This window comes from Paenibacillus amylolyticus, from assembly GCF_001570725.1.
GTDB lineage: Bacteria > Bacillota > Bacilli > Paenibacillales > Paenibacillaceae > Paenibacillus > Paenibacillus amylolyticus_A.
Map to the genome: position 1 here is coordinate 1,870,575 of NZ_BCNV01000001.1, position 18,462 is coordinate 1,889,036.

Below are 18,462 nucleotides of genomic sequence, written 5' to 3' on the forward strand. Positions count from 1 at the left end.
ATTAATTATAATGAAAACAACATAATCTCAAACAAAATCTCCTATTTAGCATATAATAAAGAAGGAGCATCTCATTTTGGCGATGGTGCAATCATTTCTTTATGAATTCAGGGAGAGAAAATCATGAATATTTTTGAACATCAGATACCTTTGGAAAAAGTGAAATTCAATGAACCGTTAAAAAATCACACGTTTATTAAAATTGGTGGTAACGCAGATATTCTCATCCATCCAACAACGATAGACGAAATCACAAAAATCGTAGAGATTGCCAACATACATCAATTGCCTCTGACGGTTATTGGCAAAGGGTCGAACGTCATCATTAAAGATGGCGGCATCCGGGGAGTAACGATTTCTCTTAGCCACTTCGATCAAATTAAAGTGAATGAGGACAGCATGATTGCGCAAAGCGGCGTTGATATCATTGATGTATCCAGACTTGCTTTGGAGCATAGCTTGACCGGTTTGGAGTTTGCTTGTGGCATTCCCGGCAGCACCGGGGGCGCACTATACATGAATGCCGGTGCTTATGGCGGTCAGATCGCTGATGTAGTTGAACGTGCAACTGTGATCACCAAAGACGGCACAGTGTTGGAGATCCCGCGAGAAGAGATGAAGTTTGGTTATCGAAATAGTCTCTTCAAGATGGATCACTATATCATACTGGAGGCCGAATTCGGGCTCAAAAAAGGAAACAAGGAAGATATTGCAGGTAAAATGAAGGAATTAACGTTCCTGAGAGAATCCAAGCAGCCGCTGGAGTACCCTTCTTGTGGAAGTGTATTTAAACGACCCGAAGGACATTTTGCCGGAAAACTGATTCAGGATTGCAACTTGCAGGGCACTCGCATTGGAGGGGCTGAAATCTCCATGAAGCACGCAGGTTTTATTGTAAATGTGGATCACGCTACTGCCCAGGATTATATGGATCTGATCCAATTTATTCAAAAGAAAGTATATGATACGTTCCATGTTGAATTGGAAACCGAAGTAATTTTTCTGGGAGAATAACTTGATAAATGACTTGAGAGGTCGCCTATGGCGGCCTTTTTTGATTGTGGGGATTGCACGAAATCAAGTGCCTGTATGCTAATTATGGTAATATTAGAATGATTTTGTTTAATATTTCATCGTTATCATAAGGAGTGTATATTGAGGTGTCCAAACGTAACATAAGAATTGTACTAATCGCGGCAATGGTGATTTTACTGTCGCTCTTGTCAGTCTTTACGTATATGTATATGAATGAACGAGCTGGCGGGTTAGCTGATCGACGGATCTCCAAAGTTTGGGGATTGAATGAACCTATACGTATACCTATAGCGAACAGTCCTGAGGGGGCAGTTCAGGAATTTAGAGGCGAATTTTACAACCCCGATTTCATTCATCAGGAAGCTGTGGATGGGGGCATGATTTTGTTTACGCACAAAAAGAGTCGGGAAAATAGCAGTAATCTTCAGATGGAGTATGTTCGCAAGAACATTTTCGGATGGAAATGGGTATGGGGTGGAGGGTATTCCGTCAGCGAGGCTACAGAAGGCGAGTTTGCTTTAGATTATATGAGTATTCCGACACTGGACCAAGTCTCCACTCCGTTTCCGATGTTATTTGGTAATATTCAAGACTCTTCCATTAAACGTATATCCGTGGAGACACAGGAAAATGAAACAATAATCGCAACCGATGCGAAACTGGTTGAGGTGAGTCATGGACATCTAATCTGGTATGTTTTCCTTCCTCCGTCAGCGGCTATCCCGTATGTGATTAAGGGATTTAATGAAGAAGGGAAGCTAATTACCAATAAACAAATTAAAGATGCCAATGACAGCGGATCGTTAACTCTGAGGAAATGAGATAGGGACTATCAAAGACATTAAGTCAAAAGTAAACAACACCATAATCGTTTCAGAGGTCGCCTTTGGCGGCCTTTTTTTGTTGCCAAAGTAGTACCAACCATTCCGCCAACGAATGAACCGATCCTGCAAACCCGCGTCGCGCAAGCGATTGGCTCATGCTATGGCTGATTGAACGATTGTTGCTGACCCCGCTCTCCCTTAACATGTGAACAGAGGAGCCTGCTCGTCATTCACCATCATTTTGTCAAAGGGGGCCCGCGATCGTATGGCTGAGCTGTCGGAAACATCAACGTTGCAACCCGGGGTTATAGTCAACAAACCCGTCAAACCAAGTTATCTGCGTAACATTCGAAAACACTGGATGCTGTATGTCATGATCCTGCCCGGTATTTTGTTCTATATTATTTTCAAGTACATCCCACTGGGCGGAAGCGTGATCGCATTTCAGAACTTTCAGATTATGAAAGGTATATGGAGCAGCCCATGGGTAGGCCTGGATAACTTCAAGTTTATTTTTACGTATCAGGATTTCTATCATGTGCTTCGAAATACAGCTCTGATTGCCTTATACAAACTGGTGATCGGATTTCCTGCTCCCATCCTGCTGGCGCTATTGTTCAACGAAGTGAGAAAAATGCTTGCCAAACGCTTTTTGCAAAGCCTGTTCTATCTGCCTCATTTTCTCTCCTGGGTTGTTGTCGGGGGGATCGTGTTTGAGGTGCTAGCCTCGGGTGGTTTTGTAAACGCTGTCCGTGGATGGTTCGGGTTCGAGCCGATCCTGTATATGCAGCAGGAGCAATATTTTCGACCTATCGTCGTCCTGTCCTCTATCTGGAAAGAGGTGGGTTGGGGAACAATCATCTATCTTGCTGCGGTAAGTGGCATTGACCCTACGCAATATGAAGCGGCAGTGATGGATGGAGCAAATCGTTGGAAACAGACAATATACATTACACTACCTGCGTTATTCCCAACGATCCTGACGCTGTTCCTGCTGAATATCGGCAATTTTCTGGAACTTGGCTTTGATCAGATCTATAACCTGCTGACACCGATGACCTACTCGGTAGGGGATATCATTGAAACGTATGTATACCGCTCTGGTGTACTGCAAGGGCAATATAGCGTAACAACAGCCATTGGTCTATTCCAGTCAGTGATCGGCTTTATTCTGCTCTGGGTCTTCAATCGGCTTGCGAGAAAATCAGGAGAGGGGTTGTGGTAATGATCAAGCAGACGATTGGAGAAAAGCTGTTCCAAACCGCCAATTACATTTTCCTGACGCTTGCAGCCTTTACGATGCTCCTTCCATTGCTGCATCTGCTTGCCGTTTCCCTAAGTTCGCCGGTTGCAGCAGACTCCAAAGAAGTATTTCTGTGGCCTGTCGGTTTTACCTTCGCTTCATGGAAACACATTCTGCAAAGCTCGGGTTTATGGCAATCATTCGGTGTAACCGTATTCATTACGGTAGTGGGTACTGCGCTTAGTATGTTGTTTTCGGTGCTGACCGCTTTTCCGTTGTCGCGCAAAGAGTTCATGATTCGCAAACAAGTCATGCTGGGCATCGTGATTACGATGATTTTCAATGCACCGATGATCCCGTTCTTCCTGACCGTGAGGGAGCTGGGCATGATGAATTCCATCTGGTCTCTGATCATTCCTGGTGTAATTGGTACATTTAATATGGTTATTCTGCGTACCTTTTTCATGAGCTTGCCCAAGGAGCTTGATGACACAGCAAGAATCGACGGTTGTCATGACTTCCGAATTTTGTTCCAGATCTATCTGCCGCTATCTAAGCCGGTTCTTGCTACGGTCAGTCTGTTCTATGCGGTAGGATACTGGAATACGTTCCAGCGGGCAGTATTGTTCCTTCGTGATCCAGGACTCTGGCCTTTGCAGATGAAGCTGCGAGCATATCTAACTAGCCCGGAAGAACTGGCTCAGGTGAACATGTTCCTAGGTGATTACAACTTCAATACAACGACGTTAAAGGCAGCGACGATACTTTTTGCAAGCGTTCCCATAATTTTGGTGTATCCTTATTTACAGAAGTATTTTGTGAAAGGTTCCTTGCTTGGATCACTGAAAGAATAAACCATGTTCAGGGGGATGATTCCATGAGAAAACAACTGACCCGCAAGATGATGCCGCTGATGCTCAGTCTAGCCATGCTGTTGGCCGCAGGATGTGGCTCGGCTACTACTAATTCCGGAAATGACGGTGGTAACGGCGAAGGCAGTGGTGGAGCTGTAAAAGTCAAAGTATTCAAAAGCCATATGGGTGTCGGCAGCTTGCCAACTGCGGATAATCCACATGTGAAATACATCGCTGAACAGACAGGAGTCCAGTATGAACTCATTACAACGCCTCCGGGTTCGGAGCCATCCGAATACTTGAACCTGATGATTGCCTCGGATGAACTGCCCGATATCCTGCGCCCGATTGGAGGCATTGAGCAGACGCTGATTCAGCAGGGAGGCGCGTTGCCACTGGATGAACTGCTACCTGAATATGCACCGCATGTGTGGGAAAGTATTCCACAGGAAGCTTGGGATATCGTACGCTCTGCTTCCCCTGATGGCAAAATCTATTATGTGCCCAAGGTATTCCTTGTGCCTGAACGTGCACCGTTAATACGTCAGGATTGGGTGGATAAGGTGGGCTTGGAGATGCCAAAGACCACTGATGAATATGTGGAGCTGCTCACAGCTTTCCGTGACAAGGACCCGAATGGCAACGGCAAACCGGATGAACTGCCAACAAGCGGCAGGGAATTCGGCAGATGGATGGACCATCTGTTCGCGATGTATGGTGTGGCGATGTGGGAAGGATATCCCGAATGGGATGAATACGATGGGAAAATCCAGTACGCAGGGACTACCGACAATATGAGGGAAGCAATCAAGTTCATTCGCATGTTATATGTGGAAAAACTGCTGGACAATGAAACCTTCTTGAACAAAGGGGAAGTGTGGCAGGCCAAAATCAATAATAACCTCGTAGGCAGCTGGTATCATTTGCCTGCAAATGTGCGAGATCGGTACAATGCGATGCTGACCCAGGCTCCAGATGCCTACATTGCAGCAATGCCGTTGCCCAAAGCCGAAGGGTTTGAAGCTTTTGTCACCCAGAAGAGTATGGGTGAACCGGAATGGATGATCCCAGCCACCAAACAGGATAATGCGCCAAATGCGCTGAAGCTGCTGGATTTCTTCTATAATCCTGAAAATGATGAGTTCGGTCGCTTCGGTCTCGAAGGTGAGCAGCATGAAGTCCAGGATGGACGCAAAGTCATTCTTCCACCTGCTGACAACAAACCGCTTGCCTTGGGTATGAAGAATCTGACCACAGCAGAAGACATGAACAAGCGGATTGAAGAGACATATCCGGAAGATCAGCAGCAAATGGTCAAAGACATGTTCGAAGTCAGCACTGCCGATGCACGGCAAATTGCAGGTGACGGTCTGCCAGCCTCTGTGTATGAAGGTTTTCCTGATATCCAGTCTCACAAGTTGTTTCAAGAGGTATTGACCAAGATTGTCATCGGCGAGCTGCCGATCGAGGCTTATGATGAATATGTGAAGAAATGGAATGCTTCCGGGGGAGAAGTGGTCACCCAGCGTGTACAGGAATGGTATGAGAAGGTGAGAAAATGAAAAAAAGATATGCTCTATGTGGAGTTAGCGGCAGAGCATTGGGACAATTTGCAAAACCAATTCATGAGCTGTTTAACCATAATTCAGAGGTTGTCGCGCTGTTGGATACTGATCCTGCACGGTTTGAAGTCTATCGCGTCCGTTTTCCTGAGCACACAGAAGTAGCGGTATATGGCGCTTCGGATTTCGGGGTCATGGTCGATGAGACTCGGCCTGACTGTATCATCGTGGCTGGCAGGGACGATACTCATGCCCACTATATTGTCGCCGCGTTGGAGCGGGATCTCGATGTTATCACCGAAAAGCCGATGACGACTACAGGCGCTGATGCCAGACGCATTCTGGAAGCAGAAGCAAGGAGTAAGGGCAACGTTACCGTAACGTTCAATTATCGGTATATGCCGATCCACATGCGCATCAAGGAATTGATTCAGGAGGGGAGACTCGGTCGCATCACTTCCATCGACCTTAACTGGTATATCGATACCCATCACGGCTCCAGTTATTTTAAACGGTGGAACCGTGAACGGGCATTCTCAGGCGGTCTGTCTGTCCATAAAAGTACCCATCACTTTGATCTGGTCCAGTGGTGGATCAATCAAAAGCCAGTTGAAGTTTTTGCCTATGGGGCACTGAACTATTATGGGGCTGAAGGCGAATGGAATCCGGCACAGGAGGACGGAAGACATTGCCGTACATGCAATGTCTCAGAAGATTGCGCCTATTATTCCCGTTGGACGTCCCGCAGTCGTCAGATTCGGGTGCCGGATGACCACCTGAACCAACTCAGTACAGTAAGTCAGAAGGAGTTTCCGTACACTTCATACCGCCCCGACCAGTGTATCTTCGATTCCACTATTAAGATTGAAGATACGTACGCCGCAACCGTGAAATATAGCGGGGGTGCGCTGATGAGTTATTCGGTCAATTTCTCTCTTCCTTACGAGGGTTACCGTCTGGCGGTAAATGGTACGAAGGGGCGTCTTGAAACACTGGAGTATCATATGCCCGCCCGGACGCCTTTTCCCACACCCGTCCAGACAATCGATTACTTTCCGCTCTTTGGTTCAAAAGAGACGATTCATGTTGTTCATCGTGAAGGCGGGCATGGAGGAGGAGATCCACTGCTGCTGGAGGATATTTTCCTCGGCGAAGATAAGAGACGCCCTTACCGAATTCTGTCTGGCGCTGAAGATGGGGCTTATTCCGTTGCCGCTGGAGAAGCAGTGTGGCGATCTGTGGAAGAGCATCGGCCTATTTCCATAGACGAAGTGCTGGGTGGTTGGAACAGCAGCGTGCCCACGCACAAAGGGAGGGAGAAGTGACATGAGCAGACCTGTGTATTTTGAACCGGAGGAGAGCATGGCTTATCACGGTGGAGAAGACGTTATGCACGCCCTGATGAGCATTGCGGGAAGATATATTGGAGCCAATCCTCCGCATCCCCCGGTCTACAGAGTGAGTCGACCAGGACTTGTGCGCAAGTGCGACGATCACCGCTACGTCTTCCCGCTGGTGGAGCTATTCCCCAACATGCAGAGAGGACAACAGGTCTATGCATGGGCCAAACTGTGGAGTGACAGTGATCAGGAATTTGTTTTTCATATCACCTGCTTCGGACCTGCTCGGCTATATCATAATGGCGTGTTGATCTATGGTTCTGCTCCGGAGGAAGAATATCCTGAGATACCTGTTCTGAAACTGAAATGTGGACTGGTCAGAGGCTGGAATCATTTCGTTCTTGAATTCAAATTAGCGGAAAAAGGGGGAGGTGGCCAGTTTGGCACTGGCTCCCGGAAGAACAAACCACTTCACTTCATTGTGCCGACGTTCGAACGAGATGGGGAAGAAGGCTGGCTCTACACAGAGCCGTTGGATGCCCCGTTGTCGGAAATTCCTTCTGGCCCCATGCGAGAGAAGGACACTGGCGTTAACTGGTTGCCTCGGGAGGAAGACCCCGAGAAGGCATCGTCTCATGGACAGTTGGCACGGATGTACGGATTGACCAGTGGCATGTCTGCATATGCATGGACGAAGATAAGTGGTACGAAATGCGGCATTGAGACTGTGCTAATCTCTGGTGAGGCTTACAGCCCGATTGAATTCTCGGTGGAGGGCAAGGTGGTATTCCATCAAGAGCAGGCCGGATGCTTTCGCTTCGAACTGCCATTGTCTGCTGCGCTGCAAGATCTGACTGTAAAGTGTACATGTGGCGACCGGGATTGGGGATTCCGTATGGACCAGACTACACAAGAGTTGCTGACGCCTGCACTGGATGTAAAAGGGTATAGAGGCAAGTGGCTGTTCCTGGGTCCTTTTCAAGCGGAACAGGAGATTGATCTGGCTTCCTGCCAGAAGATGAAGCGAACTGTTCGTAGCGGAACAGGTGAAGACGTATACTGGCGAACAGAGGTGCCAGACGGAGAGGTACGTCTATTTCTGGAAAATGAATGGTTCGGCCGATGGAACTATCCCCTTGGTGTCACGTTATACGGATTGCTTCAGCTTGGCAAAGCGGGTCAACGATCGAATATTCGAGATTACGTGCTGAGTCACATTGAATTTGCCTCTTCACGTTTCAGCTACTCCTTATGGGACAGGGAGCGTTATGGTGCAGCTGGGCTGAATAATCAGCTCTCCCAGATCGACAGCCTGGATGACTGTGGATCTTTCGGAGCCACCATGCTGCTTGCCGATCAGGAACGCAAGTTGGACGGCGTTTCAGAGACGGCAGCTCATATCGCCGACTATATTTTGAATGAACAGGCTCGTCTGGAAGATGGCACGTTATACCGCAAGATTGGTGTCTCCAGATCAATGGATAACACGATGTGGTGTGATGATCTGTATATGAGCATCCCGTTCCTATGTAGATACGCCGAATGGTCGGGTGAGAATAAGCTGCTGGATGAAGCGGCAAGACAGGTTCTTTTGTATAAAAAGTATCTGTATATTCCAGAGCGTCAAATCATGTCCCATGTATTCGATGTGGAGCGAGGTGAGCCAACACGCACCCCTTGGGGGCGAGGCAACGGCTGGGTGCTGTTCTCCATATCGGAGCTGCTGACTGCCCTTCCTCAAGAGCATCCATCCTATACAGTTCTCATTCAGTTCTACAGGGAATTGTGTGAAGGGTACTTGGCATTGCAGGGCAGAAACGGACTGTGGCATCAGGTATTATCAGACCCGGAGTCGTATGAGGAAACCTCCTGTACCTCCATGTTTATCTATGCGTATGCCCGAGGGGTTCGAAAAGGCTGGCTTTTAGATCCGAAACCCTATGCACAAGCAGCATATCAAGGGTGGAAAGGGCTATCGGAGCGTTCAATTGATAAAAGAGGCAATGTATACGGCGTATGTCGTGGCTCCAGCTACTCCTTCACGAATCACTATTACAAACATGAACTGGGTTGGAATCTGAATGATACCCATGGGATCGGCATTGTACTTCTTGCTGGGCTTGAAACGATTTCCATGCAAGAATGGCAGACAAACAAGCCAGTTTTTGCTGCGGAAAGGGTCGGAACACCGGAGAAATTGGAGAAATCATCTTTTTAGAGGGAGAAAATAGGCTGTTGGACCGGGTCGTATTGGGCATATGGGAACGGTATAATATCGGTATATTGCATATGAGGTGGGATAATTGTGACCCTTTCCTTCTTGAAGTGGCTAAAATTCAATGTCACCAATACCCAGACCCGGCTGCTGCTGATTCTGACCGTCGTTGTCTTCATGATTATTATTGCGGTGGGGATGACGACGTATTATTCTTCCAAATCGGTGTTACAGCAGGAATTAAGTGAGCCGCAACACCAGATGCTGCGTATCAGCATGAATGATATTGATGAAGTGATCCGCGAAAGTGACCAGATTGCGGTGAAAATTGCACTGAACAGTAATGTATACCGATTTCTCACCAATGAAGTACAGGGATCATACCGCAATATTACGGAACTGGTACAATTTCTGGAAACCTTAATCAGTAGTACGTCCTTTATTAAGAGCGCTTACATTTATGATATGAATCGGGAGAGCATCGTTGCGTTTCCACAAGGCTACAGCTCCAGCAAGGTTAATTTCCCGGATTCGGGTTGGGTTGGTGTTGCCGATGAACTTGAAGAGCGTCCCATGCTGGTCAAGCAACGTGAGATTTCCACTTCTTCTGGTGCATCCATGCCGCAAATTACACTTTACCGAAAAATAATGATTGCTGGCGACTTAAAAGGGGTTATCGCAATCAATTTCAAGACAGAGAAGATGTTCGAGCATATGCTGCTCTCATCCGTCTCCAACCTTGACAGCCATCGGTTCATCCTCGACACGAACAACCAGCCTTTATATGATCTTGGCAACTATGCTGTCGGAGAGGATGCCGTTAGTCATGTGCTCACCCAACTGGATGGTGAAAAGCTTGGCGAGTTTAAGCATGAGGGTAAGCTTTTATTGGCTTCACAGGTGATTTCACCGTACACCGGATGGCGTTATCTGTCCGTAATATCACAAGATAGTCTGCTGGCTAATGCGCAGAAAATCCGTAATATTGTTTTCATCGTATCTTTGTTGGCCCTTGTAGCAGGAGCGGCTACAATCATATTTTACAATGCAGCTGCTTTTAGACCGGTAAGACGCATGAGGCAACTACTCAGTGGGTACGACCAGGAGAAAATTCATCCAGCAGAGATCGATTTGGAGAAAATAACGGGTCAGCTGTTAACAGATCATGCTCAGCAGGCCATCAATCTCAGGCAGACCCTTCCGGAAGCGTCATCCAAATTTCTGACGGATATTTATAATGGACATATGACGGGAAATCGGGAAATTAGCGAGAAATGGTGCCGTTATTTCAAGGATTGGAGCGATGAGCCACTCTCTATTGCCATGTTGTCGATTGATAATTATAAAGCCTGGTGTGAGCGTTTTACGAAGTCAGATCACTCCCTGCTGAAATTTGCAATTGGTAATATCATAGCTGAACTGTTGTCTGGACAGTGGCGAGTGTTATCTGCCGATCTGGGCAGAGACCGGATGCTCGTGATGTTGCAACCGCTTGATTCTGGCGGGGGAATGTGCGTAGCGACAGCAATACGAGAGACGATTGGCATGATTCCCCGCTTGCTCAAGTTCCAGGTGTCGAGCGGCGTTAGCGGGGGTCACGACGGGTTCGTACACCTTCAGCGAGCCATGCATGAAGCGGAGAGTGCGTTAGATTACAGATTGTACCGGGGGAATGAGCGAGTTATTTCGTATGAAGAGATATCAGGTCTGCAACCGCCGGAGAACACATCGGAAGAACATGCATTCATGACTCAACTGACGGAGATCGTCGAAGCAGGCAGAGGCGAAGAAGCCCTGAAAGCTTTTGACAAAATAATCGGTCGAATGGCGCATGAGCAATGGCATCCTTCATCTGCTCTGGCCTTTCTTGAAGCTGTTGCAGCTACACTTGAACGTATTCGCCTGAAGCGCGAGACAGAAGGTTGCAGACTCGAAATGGTGGATATGCGGACCATGCATCTTGAGGCTGTCTGTGAAGTGCTGCGAAGTCAGATCGAAAGTTTGGCTGATTGGTTCGGTAGCCTTATGCTCAGCAAGGATTTCATACTGTGTCAACAGATGATTACATTTATGAACAACCACCTGGAAGATCCGGTAAGCATTCAGGAGATTGCCGAGCATGCCGGGATCGGAAGCAGTCTGGCAAGCCAGTTGTTCAAGCAGGAAATGGGGGATACCATCCACGGATATTTCACTAAGCTCCGCATGGAACGTGCCTGTGAACTATTGCTGGATACGGATTACAGAATATCCGAGATCGCAACGATGGTGGGTTATCAGCATGAGAACAGCTTTATTCGTGTGTATCGAAAATACAAGGAAATTACACCGGGTAAGTACAGAGAGATAATGCGAAGCCGTAGGGGTGTGCTAGGTGAGTCTTGATCCATACTTGAATCCAAGATAATGATAAGGAGGCAGAACCATTGATAGATCGACATTCAGTCGTCACCAGGAATCATCCGGTATTCACACAGCTTGAGCCCAGATCACCTTTATCAGTAGGTAATGGAGAATTTGCGTTCAGTGCTGATTTTACGGGACTTCAGACGTATCCAGATCTGTATGAAATACCTCTCGGTACACAATCCAACTGGGGGTGGCATTATACAGGCGGTCATCATGTATTTGGAGATGAGGATATCGTCTATCAATCATTTGAGACACATGGCCGCAAAGTGCCGTATCCCATGAAACCCGAAGACAAGGAAGAAGCCTATCACTGGCTTAGGCAGAACCCGCATCGACTTCAGCTTGGACGCATTTCATTTCGTTTGTTAGGAGAAGATGGTCAGGACACGGACGTCACCCATGTCGTCCCGGTACGTCAGGAATTGAATCTTTGGACCGGAATTCTGCACAGTGAATTTACAGTAGAGGGGGAAGAAGTACGTGTAGAGACAGCTTGTGACCCACAGCTCGATTGTATCGCCATTCGTGTACAATCCGGATTAATCCGTAAACAGCGTCTGCAACTGTTTCTTGTATTTCCATCCCCTGATATGACACACCGGAGCTGGTCGAAATCAGTATTTCCCGACTGGAAGCAACCTGACAGACATTCTACTGTGCTTACATCGGTCACTTCAACTTCCGCATCATTAAAGCGTGTGCTGGATGAAGATGAGTATGCATTGGAATGGATCTGGGACGAAGGCCAACTGGAACAGACGGGAACTCACGAATTCACACTATCTCCCAAGGCCGTACCAGACTCGGACATCTGGTCGTGCAGTGTATCTTTTGCTGCACATAAGCCGGAAACCTTGCCAGCAGATACAGTGTTGCAATCAAGCTCGGTCCACTGGAATCAGTTCTGGAACGATGGCGGAGTGATTGATTTTGAAGGCAGCTCAGATCCGCGTGCCGCTGAACTGGAGCGTAGAGTGGTCCTATCCCAGTTCCTGAGTGCGGTGCACAGTGGTGGTTCCATGCCACCGCAAGAGACTGGATATATGTATAACAGCTGGTTCGGCAAAATGCATCTGGAGATGCATTGGTGGCATGCAGCGCATTTTCCACTCTGGAATCGGACCGATCTGTTGTGCAAAAGTATGGACTGGTACCGGACCATCCTGCCTGAAGCTCGCGAACTGGCACGCTCTCAAGGTTATGTAGGTGCGCGATGGCCCAAAATGGTGGGTTATAACGGGCATCAGACTCCGTCGCCGGTAGCTCCGGGATTAATCTGGCAGCAACCCCATCCCATGGCACTTGCTGAGATGTGTTATCTGTCGCGGACTGATCCTGCCATGTTAACACGGTATAAGGATATCGTATTTGAAGCGGCAGACTTTATGGTGTCCTATGCCCATTGGGATGAGAAAAGACAAGCGTATGTGTTAGGTCCGCCGCTTATTCCTGCCCAGGAGAATCACGCCATGAACGATAGTTTGAATCCGCCTTATGAATTGGAGTACTGGAAATTTGGCTTGGAGATAGCCATCCTGTGGGCAGAGCGCTTGAATCATCCAGCCAATCCAGACTGGGCAAGCGTGGCTTCGCGCATGGCTAAACCTCGACATGAGGACGGTGTGTACCTTGCACACGAGAATTGTCCGGACACTTTTACTGCTAAGAACCACGATCATCCCTCGATGGTTGGAGCACTTGGACTATTGCCAGGTTCGTTGATTGATCCGGAGATCATGAGAAATACGTTGCTCAAGGTCAAAGAGTGCTGGGACTGGGAGTCCGCCTGGGGATGGGATTTTCCGATGTGTGCGATGACAGCGGCCAGACTGAATGAACCAGAGCTTGCAATGGATTTCTTGTTAATGGATGCGACGAAGAACACGTATTTGCCTAATGGGCACAACTATCAGAGAGCCGGGCTGTGGGCATATCTGCCCGGGAACGGTGGCTTGCTGACTGCTGTTGCCATGATGGCTGCAGGCTGGACAGGGACGGGAGAAAAAGAAAATCCGGGATTTCCGCGGGATGGAAGCTGGACTGTGAAGTGGGAAGGTCTTCATCCTTTGATGTAAACGTCAGAAAGTTAACCCTCGAAATAACGGTACAGATGGCTTAGTCCATCAGAAGGAGGATTTCGATATGGTTGGAACTTCGACAAGGGCAGTTACACAGGAACGCAGAATGTCTGTCAAAATAGCAGATACCTTGCTTTCCGAATGCCAGAATGGCAATCACCCCAAGATTGCAAACAAATGGGGTTATGTAGGCGGGATGACGTTGATGGCACTTGAACGCGCTGCCGAATGGAATCAAGAATCCCGTTATGCGGAACTTGTTCATCGTCACATGGATGACCTCATCGAGAATGACGGCACCATTCGCACCTACCAGTTGAATGATTACAACCTGGATATGATCAATGAAGGGAAAAATCTGTTCATTCAGTGGAAGAATTCCGGCAATGAAAAGTATGTTAAAGCGATCCTGCACCTCGTTGACCAGCTTAAAGGACAGCCTCGGACAAGTGAAGGTGGATTCTGGCATAAGAAAATATACCCCTTTCAGATGTGGCTGGATGGCATTTACATGTCTTCACCCTTTCTGGCGGAATACGCCAGTACTTTCGATCACAGTGAGAGCTTCGATGAAGTGGCACGGCAGATTCTGTTGATTGAGCGAAAGACACGTAATCCACGAACTGGTTTATTGCATCATGCCTGGGATGAGAGCAAGGAACAACGCTGGTGTGATCAAAATACTGGTCGATCCTTTCATGTTTGGGGCCGGGCCATGGGATGGTATGCAATGGCGGTGGTGGATGCACTGGAGCATTTTCCGGTGGATCACCCACAGCGCGGACAGATCATGGGTATATTTGAACGAATGGCCTATGCGATTGCTCACGCTCAGGATCAGGATAGCGGACTCTGGTACCAAGTGATGGATCAGAACGGAAGAGCGGGAAACTATCTAGAAGCCTCTGCTTCCTGTATGCTGACCTATGCACTTGCAAAAGGCCTCAGATTACATTATCTGGCTGAGCTGAACCGTGAAGTCGTTGATCATGCCTATGCAGGCATATTGAAGCGGTTGGTCACTGAAGATGAAAATGGGGTGCATCTGCACCACATCTGTCATGGTGCCGGACTTGGTGGCAAGAAGTATCGGGACGGTTCTTATGAATATTACATCAGTGAACCGGTCGTTAGTGATGTACAGATGGGCGTAGCTCCATTCTTGTTAGCCAGTATTGAGATAGAGAGACTTGGAGCCAAAGAAGGGTGAAGCATCACATAGACCATCCAGACACCTCAGGCACACGGCGGGACAAGAATAAACTTTTGCTGAAATATCCCTCATCTTGGTGGCACGGGATGTGGCGAGAAGCACTTCCTTCCGGAAACGGTAAACTTGGTGCTTCAGTACAAGGGGGAATTCAGGCGGAAACCGTACTTTTGCAGCACAGTGAATTATGGCACTGGGGACACAAGGCTGAGCTGCCCGATGTCAGTTATACCTTATCAGAGACCCGCAAGTTAATGGATGAGGAACGATATCTGGAGGCAAGCTGGCATCTGACTCGTAAGCTGCAAGAAGAAGGTTACGCGTCAAGGTTGTCTTCCCGCTATCCGCTGGCAACAATGACGGTGGGCATGCCGTGTAATAACGCTTTTCGCAAATATCGGCGGGAACTGGATATGGACACAGGAGAAGTTCAGGTGCGCTGGCTGGAGGGGAGTCAGAGCTATGCAAGAAATCTGTTTGTCTCGCGTGCAGACGATTGTGTTGTCTATGAGATTCAAGCCCATAGAGTGAAAGATGGAGTAAGTGCACAAGGAACAGGTTCAGCTGGGCATTCATTGCTGTCGGGAACTATAGGCCTGCAATTCCCGGAAGGTGACCGGGTGAGAGAAGACGATGAGTTCAACGTTCTAAAGTCGTCTATAACGATGAGAATCGACCGGGATGATCATGGAGACTACCTTTGCTATGGCGGCAAAAATGACGATGGACATGACTATGGTGCGGTGCTACGACTGATCCAATTGAACGAAATACCTGATGTGATTCATGATAAGCAAAAGGAAAGCGAGCCTAACGAAGCCACGCACAGCAGGCAACTTCATTTCCATACCTCTGGAAAAGTGCTTGTGCTTGTCAAAATGTTTGCTACGGGTAGACGAGCGGAGGAATGGACACGGTTGAAGCAGGAACTCGCATTGCTTGAGAGCGACTACAATATGTTGCTGGATCGTCATATCTCAATGCATCAACCGTTATTTAGGTCCGCTGAACTTGATCTGGATGATGAGAATGATGACAGGCGCTGCAATGAAGACTTGCTTCTGGAAGCCTATGAAGGTGAAGCACCTACAGGGTTAATTCGCAAGATGTGGGCTTATGGTCGATATCTCTTCATCAGCGGAACTTCTGAACATAGCGGATTGCCATTTGGATTATACGGCTTGTGGGGTGGAGATTATCGCTTGATCTGGGGCCACAATATGGCGAATGAAAATGTGCAAATGATGTATTGGCACACTGCGGTAGGTGGTTTATCCAATCTGAATCGTTCGTTGTTCCGCTATTACAACGGATTAATGGATGACTTTCGGGACAATGCTCGCAAGCTATATGGATGCCGTGGGATTTACATTCCAGCTGGAACAACACCGGGTATCGGTGTGCCTAACCAGATTGTTCCGGTAATCATGAATTGGACGGGAGCAGCAGGATGGATCGCCAGGCATTATTATGCTCATTATCAGTTCACTGGGGATAAGCAATTTCTGCTGAAGGAAGCCCTGCCCTTTATGAAGGAGGCCCTTCAGTTCTATGAAGATTTTCTGGTGCTGGGTGAAGACGGCAAATTTAAGATATACCCGTCTGTTTCGCCAGAGAATACACCTGAGAATTTTATGCCTAAGCATGGACAGCCATTGGCCCACCCTATGCCTACAGCCATTAATGCGACTATGGACATTGCGATTATTAAAGAACTGCTACAGCATGTCATTGCAGCCAGTCGACTAACTGGAGTGCATACGTCTAAGATTCCTTGCTGGGAAGCCATGCTGGAGCATATGCCCGATTATCTTCTTGAACCGGAGGGAGCTGTGAAAGAATGGCTGCATCCTGCGTTTGAAGATCGACGTGATCATCGTCATCTTTCACACCTGTATCCTGTTTTTCCAGGACAGGAGGTCACCCGTGAAGAACAGCCAGAACTGTTCCAAGCATTCGAGACAGCAGTTGATCAGCGAAGGCTTGGTGCTCAGAGTGGCTGGTCTCTTGCACATATGTCGTCCATATATGCTCGACTTGGCAATGGTGAGCGAGCGCTGGAAAGTCTCGATCTTCTTGCACGCTCCTGTGTGCTGAGTAATGGGTATACCTTGCATAATGACTGGCGCAATATGGGGATATGTATGTCCATGCCTGCTGCCCCGATTCAGTTGGATGCCAATATGGGCTGGGTTAATGCAGTACAGGAAATGCTTCTCTATGTATCAGAACAATGGATCAAGCTGCTGCCGGCTTTGCCAGAACGCTGGGTACGAGGTTCCATACACGGCTGGCGTATTCCTGGAGGTAGTCTGTCCTGCACATGGGATCAGAGTTCCGGTTTGTTCCGGGCAGAAATCAGCGCCTGTCGCCGGATCATAACGAAGCTTCATATTCCTGAATGGGTAAAAGCATGCGAGATGCTCAGTATAAATGCCTGCCTATGTGAACTTGATGAGAATGGCATCTATGAGCTTGAGATTGAAGCTGGAGGGAAACTCATTCTGGGGCGAACAAAGTTTGGAAAAAATGATGAATAAAATGCCGCCAAAGAGCGGCATTTTTTACATAGGGATCTAATCAATCTAATAACTGCCGATCGTATCTGCTTCACCATTTCGGCTAATCTCCCGGATAGGGACGTAATGCGGTTGATGAATAACGATCAGTTGAACGGTATCTCCGGATTGGATGCCATACAATGACCAGGTCGCCTCACTTACTACGTACGATACCATCGAAGACTTATATTCCAGTCTAAGCGTGCTGCTGTTCTTATGGTTAGGGATGTAATGGTGGTTAGATGGGTTTTGGATCATCTGCGTTCCGATTGGCCTTCACATATTTAAGCTGTGCAACGATGATGACGCTGATGATCACCAGCAGGAACCACGAACTGATCTTACTGAAGCTAACCAGTTGCCAGGCATCATGCTGATCAGGATATTTCCAGGCATTGAAGAATGTAGCGATGTTCTCTGCAGTCCAGATGAAGAAACCAACAATGATAAATGCAAGCGATAATGGCATTCGATAGGTCGTTGACCTTACCCGGTAGATAATCCACGTTTTATAGAAGACAATAAAAACAAGCGCCGTCAACCACCAGCGAAAATCGGGAATAAAATGATGGGTGAAAAAGTTGATATAGATGGCTGCTCCGAGCAGAACGGAAGGTAATAAACCAGGCCAGCCGGTCATGTCCATGCGCAGTCTTCGCCACACCTGACACATAAAACTGGCTACACTTGCATACATAAATCCACTATACAGAGGGACCCCAAGGATTTTGGTATAAGCTTGCTCAGGGTATGACCATGATCCCATCCATACTTTATAGATTTCCAGCACCAGACCAATAATGTGAAATACACAGATGACCTTGATTTCATCCCGGCTTTCCAAACCACTTCGATACATCAGATACTGCACACCAAGCAATACAAGAAGAATGGCATCATAGCGATGCAGGAAAGGAATCGGGATTACGCTGGAGAGAGCCAATGTTCCAAAGATCGCTACAGGAAATATGCAACTCATGGCCTGATGATAGCCGAAATGAAGTAGTTGTATTAGAGGTTTCAATTCAAGTTTCGCTCCTTTCCAAACACGTTTGAGCATAATTCATTTATATGATTTAAAGGTGTTCATCATGGGCGTCTTTTTGCCTACACTCCATAATATAGAGT

13 protein-coding genes are annotated in these 18,462 nt (G+C 47.6%); 11 read left to right on the forward strand and 2 right to left on the reverse strand.

Annotated features, from left to right (window positions below):
- Window positions 1-105: 105 nt before the first annotated feature.
- From murB to PAHA3_RS08450, 11 genes are all read left to right on the forward strand, one after another.
- On the forward strand, window positions 106-1,014 hold the full coding sequence (gene murB, locus PAHA3_RS08400) for a UDP-N-acetylmuramate dehydrogenase (RefSeq protein WP_371327931.1): 909 nt from the start codon (window positions 106-108) through the stop codon (window positions 1,012-1,014).
- Between the two features lie 146 nt (window positions 1,015-1,160).
- A complete protein-coding gene (locus tag PAHA3_RS08405; RefSeq protein ID WP_062834326.1) occupies window positions 1,161-1,856 on the forward strand; it encodes a hypothetical protein in 696 nt (231 codons plus the stop codon).
- A 268-nt stretch (window positions 1,857-2,124) separates the two neighbouring features.
- Window positions 2,125-3,084 carry an ABC transporter permease gene (locus PAHA3_RS08410; RefSeq protein WP_062834327.1) on the forward strand — a complete coding sequence of 320 codons (960 nt, stop codon included), beginning with the start codon at window positions 2,125-2,127 and terminating at the stop codon, window positions 3,082-3,084.
- 2 nt (window positions 3,085-3,086) lie between these two features.
- Complete coding sequence (locus PAHA3_RS08415; protein WP_062836022.1) at window positions 3,087-3,956, forward strand: carbohydrate ABC transporter permease; 870 nt, start codon at window positions 3,087-3,089, stop codon at window positions 3,954-3,956.
- 23 nt (window positions 3,957-3,979) lie between these two features.
- Window positions 3,980-5,518: an extracellular solute-binding protein gene (locus PAHA3_RS08420; RefSeq protein WP_062834328.1), complete on the forward strand. Its 1,539-nt coding sequence runs from the start codon at window positions 3,980-3,982 to the stop codon at window positions 5,516-5,518.
- Window positions 5,515-6,843: a Gfo/Idh/MocA family protein gene (locus PAHA3_RS08425; protein ID WP_062834329.1), complete on the forward strand. Its 1,329-nt coding sequence runs from the start codon at window positions 5,515-5,517 to the stop codon at window positions 6,841-6,843. Before PAHA3_RS08420 ends, PAHA3_RS08425 begins: the two co-directional genes overlap by 4 nt.
- A 1-nt stretch (window position 6,844) precedes the next feature.
- The gene (locus tag PAHA3_RS08430; protein ID WP_082762746.1) at window positions 6,845-9,076 is read left to right on the forward strand and encodes a glycoside hydrolase family 88/105 protein; all 2,232 of its coding nucleotides are present in this window, start codon (window positions 6,845-6,847) and stop codon (window positions 9,074-9,076) included.
- A gap of 102 nt (window positions 9,077-9,178) precedes the next feature.
- Window positions 9,179-11,458: an AraC family transcriptional regulator gene (locus PAHA3_RS08435; RefSeq protein ID WP_235599391.1), complete on the forward strand. Its 2,280-nt coding sequence runs from the start codon at window positions 9,179-9,181 to the stop codon at window positions 11,456-11,458.
- A 44-nt stretch (window positions 11,459-11,502) separates the two neighbouring features.
- A complete protein-coding gene (locus tag PAHA3_RS08440) occupies window positions 11,503-13,560 on the forward strand; it encodes a hypothetical protein (protein WP_062836023.1) in 2,058 nt (685 codons plus the stop codon).
- A gap of 67 nt (window positions 13,561-13,627) precedes the next feature.
- On the forward strand, window positions 13,628-14,773 hold the full coding sequence (locus tag PAHA3_RS08445) for a glycoside hydrolase family 88/105 protein (protein WP_235599392.1): 1,146 nt from the start codon (window positions 13,628-13,630) through the stop codon (window positions 14,771-14,773).
- Complete coding sequence (locus PAHA3_RS08450) at window positions 14,770-17,313, forward strand: glycosyl hydrolase family 95 catalytic domain-containing protein (RefSeq protein ID WP_371327904.1); 2,544 nt, start codon at window positions 14,770-14,772, stop codon at window positions 17,311-17,313. Before PAHA3_RS08445 ends, PAHA3_RS08450 begins: the two co-directional genes overlap by 4 nt.
- 45 nt (window positions 17,314-17,358) lie before the next feature.
- On the opposite strand, the gene PAHA3_RS30125 is transcribed toward PAHA3_RS08450, so the two are convergent.
- Together PAHA3_RS30125 and PAHA3_RS08455 are read right to left on the reverse strand one after the other, a co-directional pair.
- The gene (locus PAHA3_RS30125) at window positions 17,359-17,511 is read right to left on the reverse strand and encodes a hypothetical protein (RefSeq protein WP_167350857.1); all 153 of its coding nucleotides are present in this window, start codon (window positions 17,509-17,511) and stop codon (window positions 17,359-17,361) included.
- Between the two features lie 61 nt (window positions 17,512-17,572).
- Entirely contained in the window at window positions 17,573-18,394 is an 822-nt protein-coding gene (locus PAHA3_RS08455; RefSeq protein ID WP_062834332.1) for a DUF817 domain-containing protein, read from the reverse strand.
- Between the last annotated feature and the right edge of the window lie 68 nt (window positions 18,395-18,462).